The organism is Bosea vaviloviae, from assembly GCF_001741865.1.
Classification (GTDB): domain Bacteria; phylum Pseudomonadota; class Alphaproteobacteria; order Rhizobiales; family Beijerinckiaceae; genus Allobosea; species Allobosea vaviloviae.
Window position 1 is genome coordinate 4,004,797 of the sequence record NZ_CP017147.1, and the last position, 16,864, is coordinate 4,021,660.

A 16,864-nucleotide genomic window follows, 5' to 3' on the forward strand; every position below is an offset into this window, starting at 1 on the left:
AGACCGTGGAAATGGGTCCGCCGGCGTCGGGAGTTGAGTGCGGAAGCGCGCAGATCGGTGGTGCGAAATCCATCCGGACGGAGGACTGACACCAGCCGCGACGATCGGTATCCGCCGTTTCGGAGTTGGGCCACACTCATCGAAATAGGCTGTGATGACCGCCCGTACTGCTATTCGATGTGTTAGATACGGGTTTTGGAAGGCGCGCCGCGCGGTGCGGGATTGCACCATGATCGACTGGGATGACGTTCGCTATTTTCTTGCGGTCGCGCGCGGAGGCTCGGTGCGGGCTGCCGCTGAGCGCCTCGGTGTGAACCACTCGACCGTGCTGCGACGCATCGCCCAGCTCGAGGACCGCCTCGGGGCGCAGATGTTCGAAAAGCTGCCTTCGGGCTACCGCCTGACGGCTGCGGGCGAGGAGGTCGTCGAGCTCGCGAATCAGATGGAAGCCTCGTCGCACCAGCTGGAGACGCGCGTCTTCGGTCGCGACCAGAGCGCGCGCGGGCTTCTGCGGGTGACGCTGCCACCGTTCGTCGCGACACATCTGCTCATGCCGGATCTCGCCGATTTCGCGCGTCTGCATCCGGACATCGAGATGGAAATCTTGTCGTCCGGCGAGGTGGCGAATCTGACCAACCGAGAGGCCGATGTCGCGATCCGCATTGTCGCCGACCGCAAGACCCTGCCGCTCAATCTTCACGGCCTGAAGGGACCGGAGCTGTTCAGCAGCGTCTACATGTCTCGCGATCGACTAGCCGCGTGGCGTGCGGGCGCGTCTGATCCCATCCGCTGGATCGCCATAGACAATCATGCACTCCCGGTCTGGGCACGTGAAGGAGAGGTTCACACCACGGGAGTTCCCTTCAGGACCCCGGACGCCGAGACGCAGATCGTTGCAGTGCGGCAAGGGATCGGGATGACGAAACTGCCGTGCTTCGTCGGAGATGCCGACGCTCTATTGGTGAGGGCGCCGGGCATCGACCTGCCCATGCATGGGACGCTCTGGCTTCTCACGCAGGGGGAGACACGCAAGACGAAGCGCGTGCGGCTCTTCACCGAGTTCGTATCCCGCAGGCTCGCCGCCTACGCTCCGCTTCTCGCGGGGCTATCCATATCGCGCGACTGACGCCGGAAAACTGACCCTCGCGGAGGCTGCCCTGGGGAAACTTCCGAGCCCTACCTAGTCGGCGCCGTCGCTGTGCTGAGCACATCATACGCGCGGCTGAACGGTACTCCGCTCTGATACGAGGGCGATAACCCAGGTCCTTGCAGCGTCAGAAATGGGCTTTTGGCTGTAGCTTCAGCGTCGTTCGCGTCGAATCCGCCATCTTCGATAGCAGCCAGCCGGGATTGCCGAGGTTGAAATAGGTCTTCAGCAGAAAGCGCCAGAACAGACGCTGTGCGTTTGAGGAAGGCCCATGCTGCGCCAGTATTCTGGCGCACTCGGCCGTGGTTCGGCTGCCGTGGACCGCGCTGTTGTTCACTCCGGTTCGCCGGAAGCAAGCAATCGGCCGATCGATCCGGCCGTAGGGCTCCTTCGTCAGGGCGCGGCAGAACATCTCGTAATCGCCGGCGTCCTTGTAAGCGATGTCGAAACCGCCCAGTTCCTCGAAGAAGCCACGCGAGAAATAGGTCGCCATGTGCATGATGGGGTTCCAGCCCAGACAAACGAGCATTGCGGGCGTCACCCAGTTCGGAGGGGCCGCGAGCCCACCGAGGCTATGCCCTTTTGCATCGGTCCATCTGATGGCGCCGACGACCCAGCGCCGGCGGCTTTCGCGGTAAGCCTTCACCACTGCGACGGCTGCGCCCTCGAGCATCACGTCATCGGCGCCAAGAAAGCCCAACAACTCGCCGGACGAGTTGAAGGACCCCTTGTTGATGGCGTCGAAGATGCCGCTGTCCTTGCCCTGGAGCACGCGCAGCCCACAGCTGAGCGCGAGCTCGACGGTTCCGTCGGTACTGCCGCCGTCGACGATCACATGCTCGATCTCGATGTCGCGCGTCGCATTCGTGCGCGCGGATTCGATGCATTCCTTCAGATACTCGACGGCGTTCAGCGTCGGGGTGACGATTGTCACGATCATGGAACCGCCCTGCCGTTGTAGCCGGTCGGTTACGAGAGCTGGGGCGAGGGGACCGCTTCCGGTCTTGCGGCGATCATCGGCAAGGTCTCCTCCTCCGCCATGTCGCTCGCCATGTCGTCCTCCGCCACGACAGGAATCCGGGTTGCCGCGTTCTGCATGGCCCACATGGCCGCCTGGGTGCGGTTCCTGACACGCAACTTGCGCAAGATCGCCTTGACGTGAACCTTCACGGTCGCCTCGGCGATCTCGAGCTTGCGCGCGATGACCTTGTTGGATTCGCCCAGCATGAGCCCTTCCAGAATGCTGACCTCCCGGCCGGAAAGGCCCGAGAACGGAGACCCGTCGGCCCTGCGTTGCGCGCCTTGGAGGAGGCGCTGTGGCGCGATCGCGACTTCCGAGAGCTGTAACAGAAGCTCGGGTGGGAAGACGGCGCCATTCGCGATGACGACCTCCAGGGACATGATGAGATCCTGCGCGGAGATGGACTCGACGAGGTACCCCACCGCTCCCAGTTGCACGGCGCGGTGCATCAATTCGCGGCTGCCGCGCAGGGCAAGGGCCACGATCTTGGCGCTCTTGAACTGCCTCTTGATGTCGCCGACGATGGAGCAGGACATGTCGTCGATCACGACGATGAAGAGATCGGGTGATTTTTGACCGTTCTCGTGCCTATGAGGATCGAGGCTGGCGGTTCTTTGGCTCACTCGGAAACGCGCGCCGTTCAGTAACTGTGTAATTCCTTCCCGGAGCAGTGCGTTGTCGCTTAATACGGCGGTCTCGATGAGTTCAGACATCGTATTTCCCCATTACCCGACACAAAAACTGATACGATAAGGGCCGACTGAAACTACGGCGTATCCATTAATCTGTTCGAGGCATCCTGAGACAACATTCGCTCCTGATAACCAATTGGAGCACCAAACTGGCGCAAAATGGCGCATGCGTCAGAATACCATCGTTAATAATTAGTTCATTCGGATGTGTTCGTCCTGTCAGGAAAGTACGGTCCTCGTAAGGACAATCCTTACAACACAAGGCATGGTTGTTAGTGTCGAGGCTTGGTTTTGCCCTGGCGCGGCTTGCTTCGCGGCTCTGGATCGATCGCAGATGTTTGGATTAGATCTCTGGCAAGTACCGCAGCTTCCGTCCGATTCCGAACATTGAGGACACGCATCACCCCTGAGACATGGATCTTCGTGGTTGGCTCTGCGATGTGGAGCGCCTGGGCGATTTCACGGTTCGAAAGCCCGTCCGCCAGGAGCGTCAGGACATCTTTCTGTCGCGGCGTTAATCCGAACGTACTCTGCTGCACGCTGGAACGCCGTGGTGGTGCCTCGCGGGGACGATGGCTTTCCGCGGCCGAGCCGAACGGAGTCAGGGCGCGCGGGATCGAGAGGCGCCCGGCAAGGACATCCCTGACTGATTCAACGATCTCGTCATCCCGCTGCAGAGTTGAGAGGAAACCGTGGAAGCCTTCTGCGATATAGTGGAGAACCTGGTCGAAGGTGCCCTCGGTCGAGATGACGACATAGCGGGTCAGCCCAGAGGCGCGCTTGAAGTCCCAGATGACGTTGGGACTAGCCGACCCCATCAGGTTCAGGCTGACGAGCGCAAGATGGATGTGTTGTTCTCCTTGCAGGCCGCGCATCAGGCTGTCGAGATCGGTGGCCTCGAGAAATTCGGCATCTGGCAGCGCGGCCTGCAGGACGACGCGCAAACCTGTGCGGTAGAGTGCATGTTGGTCGGCAACGAGAATCCTGACCATGGTTCGCCGCCGATCCGGTCGCCCTTTGCAGTCGGGAGGCGCGGCAGTTGTTGACGCAGCTTCCGCTTGATTACAGGCGGCTATCGAGGCGCCAGCCCCCCAGTTCCCCATGCACTGTGGTAGCGGGAGCGGCCCTTCAAGTCGCTACGCCCTTCAGGAGAGGGGGCCGCATTGTGCGTGGCCATGATTTCTCGACGATGCCAAGCTGAGTACTCCGCACAGGTCTGAAATGCGACGGCTCGGAGCGCCGATGGCTTAGAGCAGGATGCGAAAAAGTGGGCACCGGTTTTTCGTATAGATCCCTGCTCTCACTTTTGGATGAGAGCCGGATGCGAAAAGTGGGAACCGGTTCTTGCATTGATCCGGCTCTGATCAGTGCCATCAGATATCGAGAATCCAGCCGTGGCTGGCGCCGTATCTGATGATGTCGAGGCGCGAGTGCAGCATCAGCTTCTTGCAGGCCCTGTACCGGTAGGTTTCGACCGATTTGATGCCAAGGCCAACGCGCCGGGCGATCTCCTTGTTGGAATGACCGACGGCCGCGAGGCGCAGGACCTGCAGTTCGCGGTTGGTCAATGTGCCGTTCGGAACGGCTGCGGGAGCTGGGCTGTAGGCATGGGAAAGCTTGCGAATCCATTCGGAGCGGAATTCTTCCAGCTCGGAATCGATATAGATGCCGCCGCTCAGCACCGTTCTGATGGCTTGGGTGACCTTGTCGCTCGACGAAGCCTTGAGGACGTAGCCGCGAATGCCGATCTTCATCGCCTTCTGTACGTAGCTCGACTCTTCATAATGGGTCAGCATCACGATCAGGGTCGCGGGGGCTCCTTCAAGAATGCGCTCGGCCAGTGTGAGGCCGCTCATGCCGGGCAGGCCCATATCGAGGATGACGATATCGGGGCTTTGGTCCCGGACGAGCGTGAGCGCCTGGGAGGCGGAGGTGGCTTGTCCCACGAATTCGAGATCTGGCAAGCCGAGTACGAGAGCCCGCAGGCCGGTCAGGATGATCGGGTGATCGTCAACCAGTATGATACGCGCCGTCATGGCGGGGCACCCTGCTGCGGTTCGGGCTTCAATGGTGCGACTGCCGTCACGATTGTGCCCTTACCGAAACGCGGACCGATCTGCAGCGTTCCACCAATGCTGTTCATGCGTTGCTGCATCCCGCGAAGCCCGATGCCCAAACTGCCGAATTCTCCCTGCGGCTGTGGTTCCGTCGACAGACCGACGCCATCATCGGCTATCGTGAGCGAGACCGATCTGCAGTTGAATTCCAGGACGATATCGATTTTCCGTGCGCCGAGCGCATGCTTGAGCGCGTTCGTCAGCGCCTCCTGGGCGACCCGGTACAGGTTGCTTTCGAGGGCGGCGGGAAGCGAGTCGGGCTCCGTTCCCTTCTTCTTGAAGGAAAGGTCGAGCCTGCCGTCTGTCGTGAACCAAACGGCAGTGATCTCGATGGCTCGGCTGAGACCGAGCTCCTCGACGATCCGCGGGCGACCACCGACGACGGCGTGATGGATTTTACGTCCAACCTCGGAGACATGCACGGCGAGGTCGTCGAGGCGGCTTCGCGCCGGGCCGCGGGCGGCGTCCCGCATACGTCTCAGTTCCACGAGAACGAGGGCCATCTCCTGGCCTGCGTGGTCATGAAGATCCTGGGCAATCCGCTCACGCTCATCAGCGCGGACATGTTTGATCTCGTCCTGCAGTTCCTGCTTCTGCGCTTCCGCGATGCGCAGCGCCTCGGCGACGAAACAATATTGCTCGACCAGCCGCAGGCGATCGCTGCGCAGTTCGTCGGCTTGCTCCATGGCAAAACGCCCGTGCCGTTCGGCCCTTGATCTCCTCATCTGCTCTGCGCGCGCTACAAGCCGTGCATCACGTACAGGGAGGAGGCGCAGCAGAAGGCTGGCCGGGCGGCTTTTGCGTCGCGGAACCAGAACGTTGCCAAAGCAGCGATAGTCGCGGGCACCGCCCTGTCCGTCGAAGCTGACCTTTTCGATCAAGGGCTGACGGGAGCCCGAGCAGCGAATGAGATAGGTTCGCAGGGTTTCGGCTCGGCTGGAGCAGATGTCGAAGAGCGACGATATCGACGTTTGGGGAGAGAGAGCCAGGTGCGCTGCACGATTCCGCGCATGGATGCTTCCGTCGCTGCAGACAACAAGAGACGGTTCGAGATAGGTTTCCAGGTCTAACTCAGTTCGAAGCTGCAGATGCATCATCGCGGAAGTATTCCCTCGTATCTGGATGCAGTTCCGTTCGCTTGAGGTGAAGCACGACGCGGCATGCGGGGGCTCCCCTGGCGATCGTCTGTTCGAGATCGACGGCTGCATAGCCGACCGCATTAGCGGTCATCACGCCGAAGATGTTCGACGTCATCATGCAGAGAGATGGGTGGTTGACGACTGCATTTCCCAGAGGGCACTTGCAATTGCCCAAGACGATATGGTCTTCGTCTTGTTCGATGATGAAGAATGCGCCGTCAGCGCGTTTGTTCAGGTCGATCAGAGCTGCAAGAAGCTGATCTCGGTTGAGGTTCTGAACGCCAAGCGCTGTCTTATACTGTTTCTCGATGTCCGATCCCAGCCGCGCAGCGATACTGCTGACATAGGCACAGGCATCTTCGGCCCCGACGATGGTTTCGAGCAAATCCGCCATGCCGGCGATCAGAGTGTCGAAAAAACGATGCCGGTCGAAATCGATGGCCGGCGAATCAATGCTGGGCGATGTCGCATTGGCAATGATTGGGGGCACGATGACTGGCCCTCCTGAGCAGATTGCTGGTCGGATAGAGGCGTTCGAGCGACGGAGTTCATGCAAGATCGATCATACGGCATGTATGAGCCGTGAATGTTTCCTTTCTCGGATAATTATACTTCCGTTGATCAACCTGTATCGGGTTGACGCAGTCCTCGTGTTCCTCGACGGCGACAGAAGGCGGGCAGAGAAAAGCGACAAAATTGGACATATACAATTATAGGTTGAAATCGAAATTCATGCTCTGAGAATTCAATAGCATTTAACCAGTCAATGTATCAAGGGTTGTTATCACATGTGCGCGATGCGTTAGGAAATTGGCGACCGGCTGTTTCGAAGCTGCGCCAGACGGCGCCTGAAACGGAAGAACTGATTAATTTAAATCTGTGACAGGTGCGTTCTGACCCGAGACAAAGGCTCCCTCCCGTTTCAGGAATACATTCACTTTATCATATAGTACCATATTGAACGAAATTTGCGTGCCCGAATTCAGATATAAATTTCGGAATAAAGATTGTTGAAAATTAATTTGAAAATAGAAATGTATTTTAATAAGCCAATTAAGTCAGAATAATTATCGGTAATTGTAAATATATCTGCAATTAAACGCAGAATTATTGGCTAAATTATCGAGCTTATTCGCGGTTAATTGGATCTTTATTTTAGATGCCGATGGACTGTGGTACAATAAGCCCTTTAATTGTCAGAAAATAGCGTGATAATATCAAGTATTTTCTCTGATTTCGCCATACCTTCCTAGGTAATCGACCGCCAGCGTTCACCGAGTACGGGAAACGAAATCGCGTGCGGCACGGTGCCGGCGCACGGCAGACCAGGCGTTTCAACGTTATGACCGACAGCGCTTGCATCACGACCCGACGGTCGAGGAGCCGGGCGCCTTGATCGAAAGACCTGCCTGAAGCCGCGGTGAAGCGACGAGCTTCCGAAGCCGCCGCCAGGCGAATGGCAAGAAGCTCTGTTGGGAATGGTCGACGGGCGTGTGCAGGATCAGACCGGGATCGATGAGCATCCTCGCGCCCGTGATAGCCGCAAGGCGGCGGTTGAAGACCAGGTGCTCGCAGATGCTGGGGCCGGGCTGGAGATAGCTTCCAAGGCGATAGGCATCCGCGCGGTAAAGGCACAAGCCGTTGAAGGTCGACGCGCATTCGATCTCGCGATCGTCTGTGAGCGCTCGCTGGTGCGGATAGATCCGCGAGCGAAAAAAACGATAATAGGCGAAGATGTTGCTCCGGCTTCCCGCCAGGTCTTCGAGCAGCGTGTCGAAGGATCTGTGATCGTCCTGAAACGCCAGGAGATCGTAGTAGTGGGGCCGCGACGTCGCTGAAACGCCGAAGATGCCTTGCCGCTCGAGTTTGGCTGCGGCCGCGAGCAGGGCGGCGATCGAGGGGGGCCTGGCGATGACGTTGTCGATGTCGAGGACGCAGACGAAGCGGGGCTCGAGCTTGGCAGCTTCGAACTCGCTCTTGAGCCGCTCGCGACCAAGAGCCATCCGCTTGAGCCGGTCCCGCTCCCCCGCCATGAAGGGGGTCGGCACCAAAACGATCCGCCCGCTGGCCTCTTCGCGCTGAAGCAGTTCCCGGGTTCCGTCGCGCGAGCCATTCTCGCCGATGAATGCGACGACGCTCAGCCCTTCCGAGCGAAGCGCTGCGAGCAGGTCCAGAAAGGACGGGATCGTCGCGGCACAATCCCTGGCCAGAGACAGAAAGACGAAAACGGGTCTCATCATGGCTTTCCCGTTCAGCTATCCGGGGCTTTGAGGGCGATCAGCGATTTCGCGAGGAACAGAACGTTTTCAGTCAGAACCCGCGCATCCGGAAAGAGTTCTGCCATCTGCGCCCGGTCGAGCATCGAGGTGCCTTCCACGATCTGCATGGCGTGGTCGAGCGAGGTGGCCTTCGCGTAGAAGCCGCGCGCCTTGCTCGACACCATCCGTCGCTGCACGGGCTGCGGCAGCCAATGCAGGATCGGCGCGTTGCTGTGAGGGTCCAGCGGGAACCAGAAGTTCGGGGTCTGCACGTAATAGCTCGGAGCCAGCCGCCTGATCTCGGCGGCAACGCGCTTCATGTCGTCCCAGCGGCCGACATGTTCGATCAGCGAATTGGAATGGACGAAGTCGAAGCTGAGATCCTCGAATTGCGCGACGTTGCGGGCATCTCCCTGGAGCACATGAAAGCGCGGATTGGGCGATTGCTCCTTGGCTTCGATGTTCAGGAGCCAGATCTCGACGCCAGAAGCCGGCATGTCGAACTGCCAGTAGTCGGCGTCGCCTCCCATGTCGAGAATCCGGCACGACCCTCGCGTCCTGATCACGGTCTCGATGAGCGGACGGATATAGGTCTTGAACCTTTCCTCGCGGAAATGCGCGCGCCGGAACGATTGCGGGATCATGTTCATGGGGTCTTAGCCTCGCGATGGCCATGCCGGTCCGGGGCTTGATTCTAGCGGCAATCCATCCCCAGGCGGCCGTCTTCGAGGACTAGGCGCATTGGGCTTGCGGACTACGCCGTTCTGGTGAGGTCGGCAGGGCACGGCTAGAGCGTTTCGAGCGAAGTGGATGCCGGTTCGCATGGAGAAAACGCGTCAAAACAAAGAGATAGAACTGTTGAACGATCCAATCTGATCGGAAACGGCTCTAATTCGGCCGGATGATCCGTCCGTTAGCCTCTTGGCCGAGAGTGCGGAACGCGTCATACGAAATCGGTTTTTGCCCCCAGATGAAGAGCGGGGCCTTGGTCGCCTGATGCAGCACATAGGTGTTGCGGTCGAAGTGATTGCCGCCCGTTTCGATGATCCCGAAATTCGGGTTCGACGCCGCGACATCGCTCACGCCGCCCGATAGGCCACTCGGCCCCTCATAGATCACTTCATTGTCGTGCACAGCATTGCCGACGGTTCTGTAGAGCGCCTTGGCACGACCGGCTTTTGCAGGCGGCTGATCGAGCCGCTCGCGGCCCTGATCGACGAGTACGATCCCGGCGCTGCCTTTGCTTACGGTGACCGTGTTGCCATAGACACGCACTCGCTCGGATGCCGCGATCTGGATGCCGGCGCCCCAGACCCAGAGGCTGCCCTGCTGGCCGCCACGCCCGGTCCCGTTGAGGCGAACGGTATTGTTGCGGATGATGGCGTCGAAGCTGATCTCGTAGAAGATTCCGGCGTCGGAATTCCGCTCGACGACATTGCCTTCGATCAGCACGCTGCGGCAATCGACATCGCACCAGAGCCCTGAGCCGTAGTTGTCATGCACCTGATTGCCGCGCAGCGTCAGGCGCTCGACCTTGCCCGCTTTGACGCCGCCAGCCTCCCAGGCGGCGTCGAAACCATAGACATTGTTCTCGTAGATCTCGTTGCCCTCGATCAGGACATCCGCGCCGTTGGGCGAGATCCCGAGCTGGCCGTTGTGATGAACCTTGTTGCCGCGCACGACGCTTCCTTCGCCGGTCGCGATTCCCGCTCCGCTGTTGAAGCGAACCTCGTTGTCTTCGATGAGCCAGCCTGTAGCGCGGGGATTCTCGTCGCCGAAAATCGCGCCATGCTGAGCCGGCGTCGCATACTTCTCCACGATCAAGCCTTTGACGGTGACGCCGCGTGCGCCGTCATTGCGGAAGGCGTAGGGCTGCAACGTTCTCTCCAGAGTGCGGCCGCGCGGATCATCAGCGAGGTAGGATCGCCCCGTCGCAGCATCGTCGAAGACGGTTCCCGGCCGCAGGCCAGCGAGGTCGGCAACCGGTTCGAGTGGCTGACCGTCGAGAAAGAAGCGCACCGGATCGTTGCAGCGCGGACGCGAGGCCAGGCAGGTGCCGAAGGCGGGACGACGCGGCCGTGCTGTTGCGGTGACCCAGAAGGCTCCCGACGGGCGCATATCCGTGACCAGCTCGGCTCCGTTCAGGATCGCACCTGGCTGGCCGATGAAGACCTGTCTGTCCTTCGGCGCGATGAGCTGAGCCCGATGCAGGCCGGGCGCGATGCAGAATGCCGCCCCCGGTGCCGCTTTGGCGACGAGCGCCTGAATGGTTGCACCGACAGGAACCTGAATCGCTCCGATCGGGCATATGGCGCGCTCAGTGGCCTCGGATGGGGGGCCGCCCAAACATGTCGCCGCCAGCAGCGCAGCCGCGCCGACGATGCGCGCTCCCGCGCCCGCTGCCCGTCGGGGTTGAGCGGGCGCGGCGACGATATGCAAGCCGCGATAGATCATCAGCGAGCCGAGGCCGACCCCGAACAGGATCCAGAACGGAATGCCCAGCATCGGTCCTTCGAGCGCGACGTCGAAGGATGCGTCGATGATGATCGAGGCAAGATAGCAGCTAAGGAAGATGAAAAAGCGCGACCAGTCGACATCGCCGCGCAAGCGTGCCAGGTGCGCGGCGCGCAGCAGGGCTGTCATCCAGCTGGCGCAGGTGAATAGCCAGAGCGCCAGGCCGGGCACCCCGCCTCTGGCGAGATAGGTCATATGGACGCTGTGAGGGCTGCGCAGCGTCGGGCCGCCGCGCTCGAGGCCGACCACGAACCCGTCTGCTTCCGCCAGGTTCACGCCGAAACCCTTGCCGGTCCAGAAGTAAGGGCCATGGAATGTATAGTTCCGGATGGCTTCCCACCAGTTCAGCCGCCACTGCTTGGTGCCGTCGAGATTGTTGGCCTCGCTTGGCGCGGCAATGCTCACGACATTCTCGACCAGGGCGCGGGCGCTGATCGGCCGCTCGCCCCGCGGGAGGTCGATCTCAAGATCGGCCATATAGGCCAGGCCCATGATCAGTACGATGCCGCTGCCAATGGTGATCAGGCGGCGCAGCTGGCCGCTCAGCACCATGGCCAGGACCAATGGCACCAGCAAGGCCAGCATGCCGCCACGGCTCTGACTGGCGATCAGCAGTGCCGCACCGAGCGCGGAAACGAGCCAGAAGCGCCTGACCTTGCAGAGACCGACGAGGACAAGCACGAGCGCGCCGCAGAGATGCGCTGCAAGCTCTCCCGAACGAACCGAAATGACCTCTACGTCCTGGCCGGGCAGCTTCGGAATCGAGCTGCCGAAAAACCTCGCTACGAGATAGAAGACGATGGCTATCGGGATGAGAACGCGGGCGTGCAGCCTGAAATAGCCGACGATCTGGGTGAGCCTGGCCGGGCGCTCCACCAGCAGCGCAGCGACGATGAAGGCAAACCCGGCATAAAGCGCGACCGCACCGTCTCGCGCTGCGTCGATGCCATAGGCCCCCAAGCCCTGCAGAGTGCGCAGCAGGACCCAGGCCATGAGCAGGGTCGCGCCGATGGCCGGCACTGTCGCCACAAGCACCATCGAGCAGCCCGAGGCAAGGAACGCGAGCAGGCCGAGAGCAAACAGGATCTCGCCGATGAAAAGCGGAGGCAGGCCGAGATAGGCGAAGCTCTTTCCGAAAACGACATATCCGGCAAAGCCAAGCGCCAGCGCGGGCAAATAGCGATCGGTCGCCCGCCGGTCGGCTGAGCCGTCTGCCAGTGCTGCCGACCTCCCTTTCATGATCCGTCCTCGCTCTGCGCGGCGACCAGCCGGCGAGCGGCGAGGGTATCGCGCGGCCGCTTCGAAGCAGGATGGGATTTGGAGGTAGCCATCCAGGCGAGGACGGCGCTTCAGCGCCTTCTGGGCAGTCCCTTTGCGCAGCGCTGTTGCCGCGGCAACGACGGTAAACTCGCATTGGCGAGAAGCGGCCGGACTGTCGTCCGTGGGCGTCAGCGGAGGCGGGATGAAACGCAGCACGCGGACAAGATCGGCGGGAGATTCACACTCTGGCCAGCTTCGGATCGAGTTGGCGCTCGAACAGGACATGCCGGGCGGCCAGGTGCTGAGCGGTGTCAAGGCGCGCTTTCGCCCGATACTCGGTCCCGTGCTGTCCTTTGGCGATCAGGCGCTCTCCAGCGCCTGCAATTTTCTGACGACCATCCTGCTCGCCCGGGCATTGGGCCTCGAGGCCTTCGGGGTGTACACAATGGTCTGGCTCGCGCTGTATTTCGCCATGAGCCTTCAGCTCGGCCTGATCGTCAGTCCCATGATGAGCATCGGGGCGAAAGAGGAGGGGGCTGAGGCGCAAGCCTACTACACCGTGGTCTTCCTGCATCAGGCCGGCTACGTCGCTGTCGCCACCCTTGCGATCTTTGCAGTCTTAACCTTCGCCGCGGGCGCGGTGCCGCCGCTCGCTGGCCTCGCATTGCCGGGTGCGATAGCCGCGGCTGCCTATCTGACACAGGATTTCCTGCGGCGTTATCTGTTCGCGCGCCGTCGGCCGGCGGGCATCCTGGTGATCGACACGGTCAATCAGGCGCTAAAGCTCGGTGCGCTCGCCGCTCTCTGGCACGCCGGGCTGATCAGCGTCGCGAATGCGCTATGGGCCGTCGCTGGCGCTGCCGCGGTCTCGGCAATCTGTGGCCTGTGCATGTCGGGGCCGTTTCGCTGGAAGCCGGAGGTCTTCACTGAAATCACGGGCCGGCAATGGCGATCGGCGCGGTGGCTCGTTCTCACCGGATCCGTGCAATGGGTGCTCAACTATAGCGGCCTGCTTGTGACGGCCGGACTCTTCGGCCCCAAGATCCTTGGCGCGCTAAGGGCGGCCCAGAGCCTGCTCGCGGTGTTGAATGTCGTGCGCGAGGCACTGGATAATATTGTTCCACCGCTGGCCGGAAAGGCCTTCGCGGAGGGCGGGCTGCCTGGTCTCAGGCAGACGCTCGGTCGCGCGATGCTGTTTGCGGTACTGACCGGCGCCTCGGCCGTGATAGGCCTTGGCCTATTTGGCCCCTGGCTGTTGCACCGGCTCTATGGCGGCGAGATACTAGAGTTCGACTGGGTGATCGTCTGGTATGCGTTCGCCTTCCCGATGGCGCTCATGACTCAGGCTCTGGGCTGCGCCTTCCGGGCGCTGGAGCGCACACGACCGATCTTCCTCGCAACGTTCGTGGGGGGCTGTTTCAATCTGCTTGCAGTCTATCCGGCTGCCGTCGCCTTCGGAGTGGCGGGGCTGATCGCGGTCACGCTCTTGTCGGAGCTGACCGTCGTGATCGTCCTGGCGATCCAGGTGGTACGGGTGCCGGATCTGCTGGCTGGCAAGCCCCATGAGCGCACTCGCTCTGCCGGCGGCAGGGCGGTTGCGGTGCCGCTGCCATGATGCCGATCCCGTCATCGCAGGTGCATCTCTGGTGCTGCCATATCGATCTCGGCAAGACAGAGACGCAGGAACGGCGCTGGGTCCTGTCCGATGACGAACGCGCCCGTGCCGACCGCTTCCATGATGCGAAGGCGCGGCTCGCATTCGCCGCGGCGCATAGCTGGCTGCGGCATGTTCTGGCCCTCTATACGCTTGCTTCGGCGTCGCAGCTCCGCTTCGTCGAGACGATGTTCGGCAAGCCGATGCTTGCGAACAGGCACGAGAGGCAGCCCATAGCCTTCAATCTCAGCCATTCCGGCGAGTTGGCCATCGTCGCGGTGACAGCCGGAATGCCGGTAGGCGTCGATATCGAGCGCATTCGGCCGGTCTCGGCCGAGGTCGCGGCAGGGTGCCTGGCGCCCGGCGAGATCGCGGGGCTCGCGGCGCTCGCGCCCGCGCTCCGCAACGAATGCTTCTTCCGCTGCTGGACGCGGAAGGAAGCCTGTCTGAAGGCGATCGGGATCGGCCTGAACGCGACGCCGTCGAGCTTCGAAGTCTCACTCGATCCGTTCGTGGCGCGGCTTGTGGCGGTCCATTCCGATCCGACCGAGGCCGACCGCTGGCAACTCGCCGACCTGCGGCCGGCGCCGGGCTATTGCGGCGCACTGGCGGCGCGGCACCGCGATTGGTCCGTGATCTGGATGGCTCGCCCGGCGCTGGCAAGTCGTGCCCCGCGCTGAGGTCAACCAGAGCAGGATGCGAAAAAGTGGGAGCCGGTTTTTCGCAATCGATCCTGCTCTAACTCTTTGGTGAGAGACGGATTCAGATTTCAGATGGGATCACTTCGTGAGCCCATCTGAAATCATCCGGCTCTATGGCGCGTCGTTTCAATGATGCGTTCGGCCATGATCCGCGAGCCGGCTTGCGAGAACGCACCCTCATGGCCTTCTCCCGGAATGGCGAAGCAGGGCGTGCCGGCGGCGAAACGGCCCGTCCAGCCAAGCGCCGGGTCGGGTGGCCAGCCGTCGGGGATCGCTTCGCTCCGGAAGAGCAGAATGCGGCCGTGATAGCTGGGTGGCGCGTAGCGTTGGACCAATGTCTCGAGTTCGTCCGTCGTGCGCCAGAACTGAGTTTCATCGGCCACTTCGTCGGCGGCTCTCCAGAAGAGCAGCCGTTTCGCCCGCCGCGCGGCGGCAGTCGATTGCAGCCAGAACGACATGCGCGTCACAAAGCTGCGCGCCCCCGCATGCCAGAACCGCCGGGCGAAGCGACCCGCGCGCCGCAGCTTGAAGAGCTGGCGCGCATGGTAGGGTTGCCGCAGGAAATAACCTGGAGCCCAACAGTCGATCAGAACGAGCAGGTCGACTTCGCGTCCGGTCGCCGCGAGTTGTCTGGCCACTTCACACGCGATCACGCCTGATCGGCAGAAGCCGGCGATCCGGTATCGTCCCTCGGCTCTGGTCGCGATGATCGCGTCGCAATAGGCGGCCGCCAGCTGTTCGATTGAGGCCGGTGCTGCGCCGTCCACGAGCGGGTCGAGCAGTTGCAGGGCGACAAAGGGCTGATCGGGGCCGAGCTCATGCGACAATGGCCGATACAGGCGCAGATTATGGGCCGTATGATTCAGCGCGAAGAGGGTCGGCTGCGTGCCGGTCTGCTGCAGCCAGGTCCGGTGCAGCGCTGTCGCGTCGACCACAGGCGGCGGAGCCGGCCCCGCCGAAAGCCAAAGCGGGGACGCGATCGGCAAGGAGGTTGGGATCGGGCGGGGCAATCGCTCGGTCGGGCTGGCGACCAAGGCTTCGGCAAGGCTTTCGTACCGCGCCACCAGCTCGCTTGCAGTCGCCTCGTCATAGAGATCGCGATGATATTCGCAGGTCAGGCGCCAGCCTTCTTCGCGCTCGACCAGGATGAAATTGAGGTCGTAGAGCGCTCCCGGCAGCGGTGAGGGAATCCCCGACAGCTGAAAGCTGTCATTCGCGAGCACGCCGATGAAAGCGCGTTGTACGATGAAGTTGACCGAGATTGGCGACCTGCTGGCGTCCCCGTTGGTCGGCAGCATCGGGACGATCTTGTCGAATGGCCATTGGTGGTGATCGACCGCTTCCTCAAATGTGTCGCGAGCGGCCCGGCAAAGGTCGAGAAAGCCCTGCTCGTCCGAGAGCTGCGTGCGCAGCACGAGCGTGTTGACGAACGGACCGACGATCGCTTCCAGCTCGACCTCGTCGCGGGCCGCCATCTGCGTGCTCAGAACGATGTCGGAGGCGCCCGTGCGCTGGTGCAGCAGCGCCAGGAGCACGGCATAGGCGGCAGCGAAGAACGTCGCGCCTTCGTTGCGCGCCAGCTCGGCGAGCTTCGCGGTCAAGGGGCGGGGCAGTAGCCTGGAGAGCGAGGCGCCGTTCGTGCTGCGCGTCGCAGGGCGCGGATGATCGGGCGGCACCTCGACGACGAGCGCGTTGACGAGCTTGTGCGCCCAATAGGCTTCCTCGCGTGCGAGCCCGCCGCCGGCAATTCCCTCATGGCTTCCCTCGGCGAAGTCGGAATACTGGAGCGTGAGATCGGGGAGGGCGGGTTTACGGCCGCGGCCGAGCGCCTGATAGGCGGACACGAAATCCTTGGCGATGATGCCCATCGACCAGCCGTCGCTGACGATGTGGTGGGCGATGACCAGGATCACGGCCTCGGCACGGCTCTTGCGCAGCAGCGTCGCTCGCAGGAGCGGGGCCTCGCTCAGATCGAAGCCCGTGCGCGCCTCGACCTGGGCAATGCGATCGGCCTCCGTGGTGCGATCGGCCTCCGGCAGGCCGGACAGGTCGATCTCGACCAGTTTGAAGGACACATGCTCCGCTATGGCCTGAACGGGGCGGCCATCCATGACCTGGATAGCCGTCCGGAGGCTTTCGTGCCGGTCCAGGATCGCCTGGAACGCATCCTGTGCGAGGGCGGCGTCGAGATGGCCGCGTATGCGCCATTTGACGACGATGTTGAGCGCGGGCGTACCCGGGTCCCTGCTGTCGAGCTGCCAGTAGCGCTCCTGTGCCGACGAGCACCGTGCCGTCATCACGATACGGTCGGGTTCGCGAATATGGATTTCGGGATCACGCGAGAACTGGTTTGCCATGGTT

The 16,864-nt window shown here is 61.9% G+C and carries 13 protein-coding genes; 3 read left to right on the top strand and 10 right to left on the bottom strand.

What is annotated here, in order from left to right:
- Nucleotides 1-229: 229 nt before the first annotated feature.
- Nucleotides 230-1,126: a LysR family transcriptional regulator gene (locus BHK69_RS18390; protein ID WP_069691356.1), complete on the top strand. Its 897-nt coding sequence runs from the start codon at nucleotides 230-232 to the stop codon at nucleotides 1,124-1,126.
- Nucleotides 1,127-1,274: 148 nt separating this feature from the next.
- Here BHK69_RS18390 and BHK69_RS18395 read toward each other — a convergent pair whose 3' ends face one another.
- The 9 genes from BHK69_RS18395 to BHK69_RS18440 form a co-directional block, all read right to left on the bottom strand.
- Nucleotides 1,275-2,087, bottom strand: a complete 813-nt coding sequence (locus BHK69_RS18395; RefSeq protein WP_069691357.1) for a glycosyltransferase family 2 protein — start codon at nucleotides 2,085-2,087, stop codon at nucleotides 1,275-1,277.
- Nucleotides 2,088-2,116: 29 nt separating this feature from the next.
- Nucleotides 2,117-2,881: a response regulator transcription factor gene (locus BHK69_RS18400; RefSeq protein ID WP_069691358.1), complete on the bottom strand. Its 765-nt coding sequence runs from the start codon at nucleotides 2,879-2,881 to the stop codon at nucleotides 2,117-2,119.
- 251 nt (nucleotides 2,882-3,132) lie between these two features.
- Nucleotides 3,133-3,852, bottom strand: a complete 720-nt coding sequence (locus BHK69_RS18405; RefSeq protein ID WP_069691359.1) for a LuxR C-terminal-related transcriptional regulator — start codon at nucleotides 3,850-3,852, stop codon at nucleotides 3,133-3,135.
- Between the two features lie 381 nt (nucleotides 3,853-4,233).
- Nucleotides 4,234-4,896, bottom strand: a complete 663-nt coding sequence (locus BHK69_RS18410; protein WP_069691360.1) for a response regulator — start codon at nucleotides 4,894-4,896, stop codon at nucleotides 4,234-4,236.
- Complete coding sequence (locus BHK69_RS31500) at nucleotides 4,893-6,074, bottom strand: sensor histidine kinase (protein WP_158516237.1); 1,182 nt, start codon at nucleotides 6,072-6,074, stop codon at nucleotides 4,893-4,895. Before BHK69_RS31500 ends, BHK69_RS18410 begins: the two co-directional genes overlap by 4 nt.
- Complete coding sequence (locus tag BHK69_RS32665; RefSeq protein WP_158516238.1) at nucleotides 6,049-6,606, bottom strand: methanogen output domain 1-containing protein; 558 nt, start codon at nucleotides 6,604-6,606, stop codon at nucleotides 6,049-6,051. The genes BHK69_RS31500 and BHK69_RS32665 overlap by 26 nt, the downstream gene beginning before the upstream one ends.
- Nucleotides 6,607-7,477: 871 nt before the next feature.
- On the bottom strand, nucleotides 7,478-8,164 hold the full coding sequence (locus BHK69_RS18430; RefSeq protein ID WP_244548242.1) for a glycosyltransferase family 2 protein: 687 nt from the start codon (nucleotides 8,162-8,164) through the stop codon (nucleotides 7,478-7,480).
- 203 nt (nucleotides 8,165-8,367) lie between these two features.
- On the bottom strand, nucleotides 8,368-9,024 hold the full coding sequence (locus BHK69_RS18435; protein ID WP_069691364.1) for a methyltransferase domain-containing protein: 657 nt from the start codon (nucleotides 9,022-9,024) through the stop codon (nucleotides 8,368-8,370).
- 238 nt (nucleotides 9,025-9,262) lie between these two features.
- The gene (locus tag BHK69_RS18440; protein ID WP_069691365.1) at nucleotides 9,263-12,127 is read right to left on the bottom strand and encodes a right-handed parallel beta-helix repeat-containing protein; all 2,865 of its coding nucleotides are present in this window, start codon (nucleotides 12,125-12,127) and stop codon (nucleotides 9,263-9,265) included.
- Nucleotides 12,128-12,350: 223 nt separating this feature from the next.
- Between BHK69_RS18440 and BHK69_RS18445 the strand changes: the two genes are divergently transcribed.
- Nucleotides 12,351-13,763 carry a lipopolysaccharide biosynthesis protein gene (locus BHK69_RS18445; RefSeq protein ID WP_083269870.1) on the top strand — a complete coding sequence of 471 codons (1,413 nt, stop codon included), beginning with the start codon at nucleotides 12,351-12,353 and terminating at the stop codon, nucleotides 13,761-13,763.
- On the top strand, nucleotides 13,760-14,482 hold the full coding sequence (locus tag BHK69_RS18450; RefSeq protein WP_069691367.1) for a 4'-phosphopantetheinyl transferase family protein: 723 nt from the start codon (nucleotides 13,760-13,762) through the stop codon (nucleotides 14,480-14,482). The genes BHK69_RS18445 and BHK69_RS18450 overlap by 4 nt, the downstream gene beginning before the upstream one ends.
- Before the next feature lie 122 nt (nucleotides 14,483-14,604).
- On the opposite strand, the gene BHK69_RS18455 is transcribed toward BHK69_RS18450, so the two are convergent.
- The gene (locus BHK69_RS18455; RefSeq protein ID WP_069691368.1) at nucleotides 14,605-16,860 is read right to left on the bottom strand and encodes a condensation domain-containing protein; all 2,256 of its coding nucleotides are present in this window, start codon (nucleotides 16,858-16,860) and stop codon (nucleotides 14,605-14,607) included.
- Nucleotides 16,861-16,864: the final 4 nt, after the last annotated feature.

Bases quoted from the DNA above. Each gene is read 5' to 3' on its own strand.
- BHK69_RS18405 (WP_069691359.1), bottom strand. From the start codon at position 3,852: ATGGTCAGGATTCTCGTTGCCGACCAACATGCACTCTACCGCACAGGT.
- BHK69_RS18390 (WP_069691356.1), top strand. From the start codon at position 230: ATGATCGACTGGGATGACGTTCGCTATTTTCTTGCGGTCGCGCGCGGA.
- BHK69_RS18435 (WP_069691364.1), bottom strand. From the start codon at position 9,024: ATGAACATGATCCCGCAATCGTTCCGGCGCGCGCATTTCCGCGAGGAA.
- BHK69_RS18410 (WP_069691360.1), bottom strand. From the start codon at position 4,896: ATGACGGCGCGTATCATACTGGTTGACGATCACCCGATCATCCTGACC.
- BHK69_RS18440 (WP_069691365.1), bottom strand. From the start codon at position 12,127: ATGAAAGGGAGGTCGGCAGCACTGGCAGACGGCTCAGCCGACCGGCGG.
- BHK69_RS18450 (WP_069691367.1), top strand. From the start codon at position 13,760: ATGATGCCGATCCCGTCATCGCAGGTGCATCTCTGGTGCTGCCATATC.
- BHK69_RS18445 (WP_083269870.1), top strand. From the start codon at position 12,351: ATGAAACGCAGCACGCGGACAAGATCGGCGGGAGATTCACACTCTGGC.
- BHK69_RS18395 (WP_069691357.1), bottom strand. From the start codon at position 2,087: ATGATCGTGACAATCGTCACCCCGACGCTGAACGCCGTCGAGTATCTG.
- BHK69_RS18400 (WP_069691358.1), bottom strand. From the start codon at position 2,881: ATGTCTGAACTCATCGAGACCGCCGTATTAAGCGACAACGCACTGCTC.
- BHK69_RS31500 (WP_158516237.1), bottom strand. From the start codon at position 6,074: ATGATGCATCTGCAGCTTCGAACTGAGTTAGACCTGGAAACCTATCTC.
- BHK69_RS18455 (WP_069691368.1), bottom strand. From the start codon at position 16,860: ATGGCAAACCAGTTCTCGCGTGATCCCGAAATCCATATTCGCGAACCC.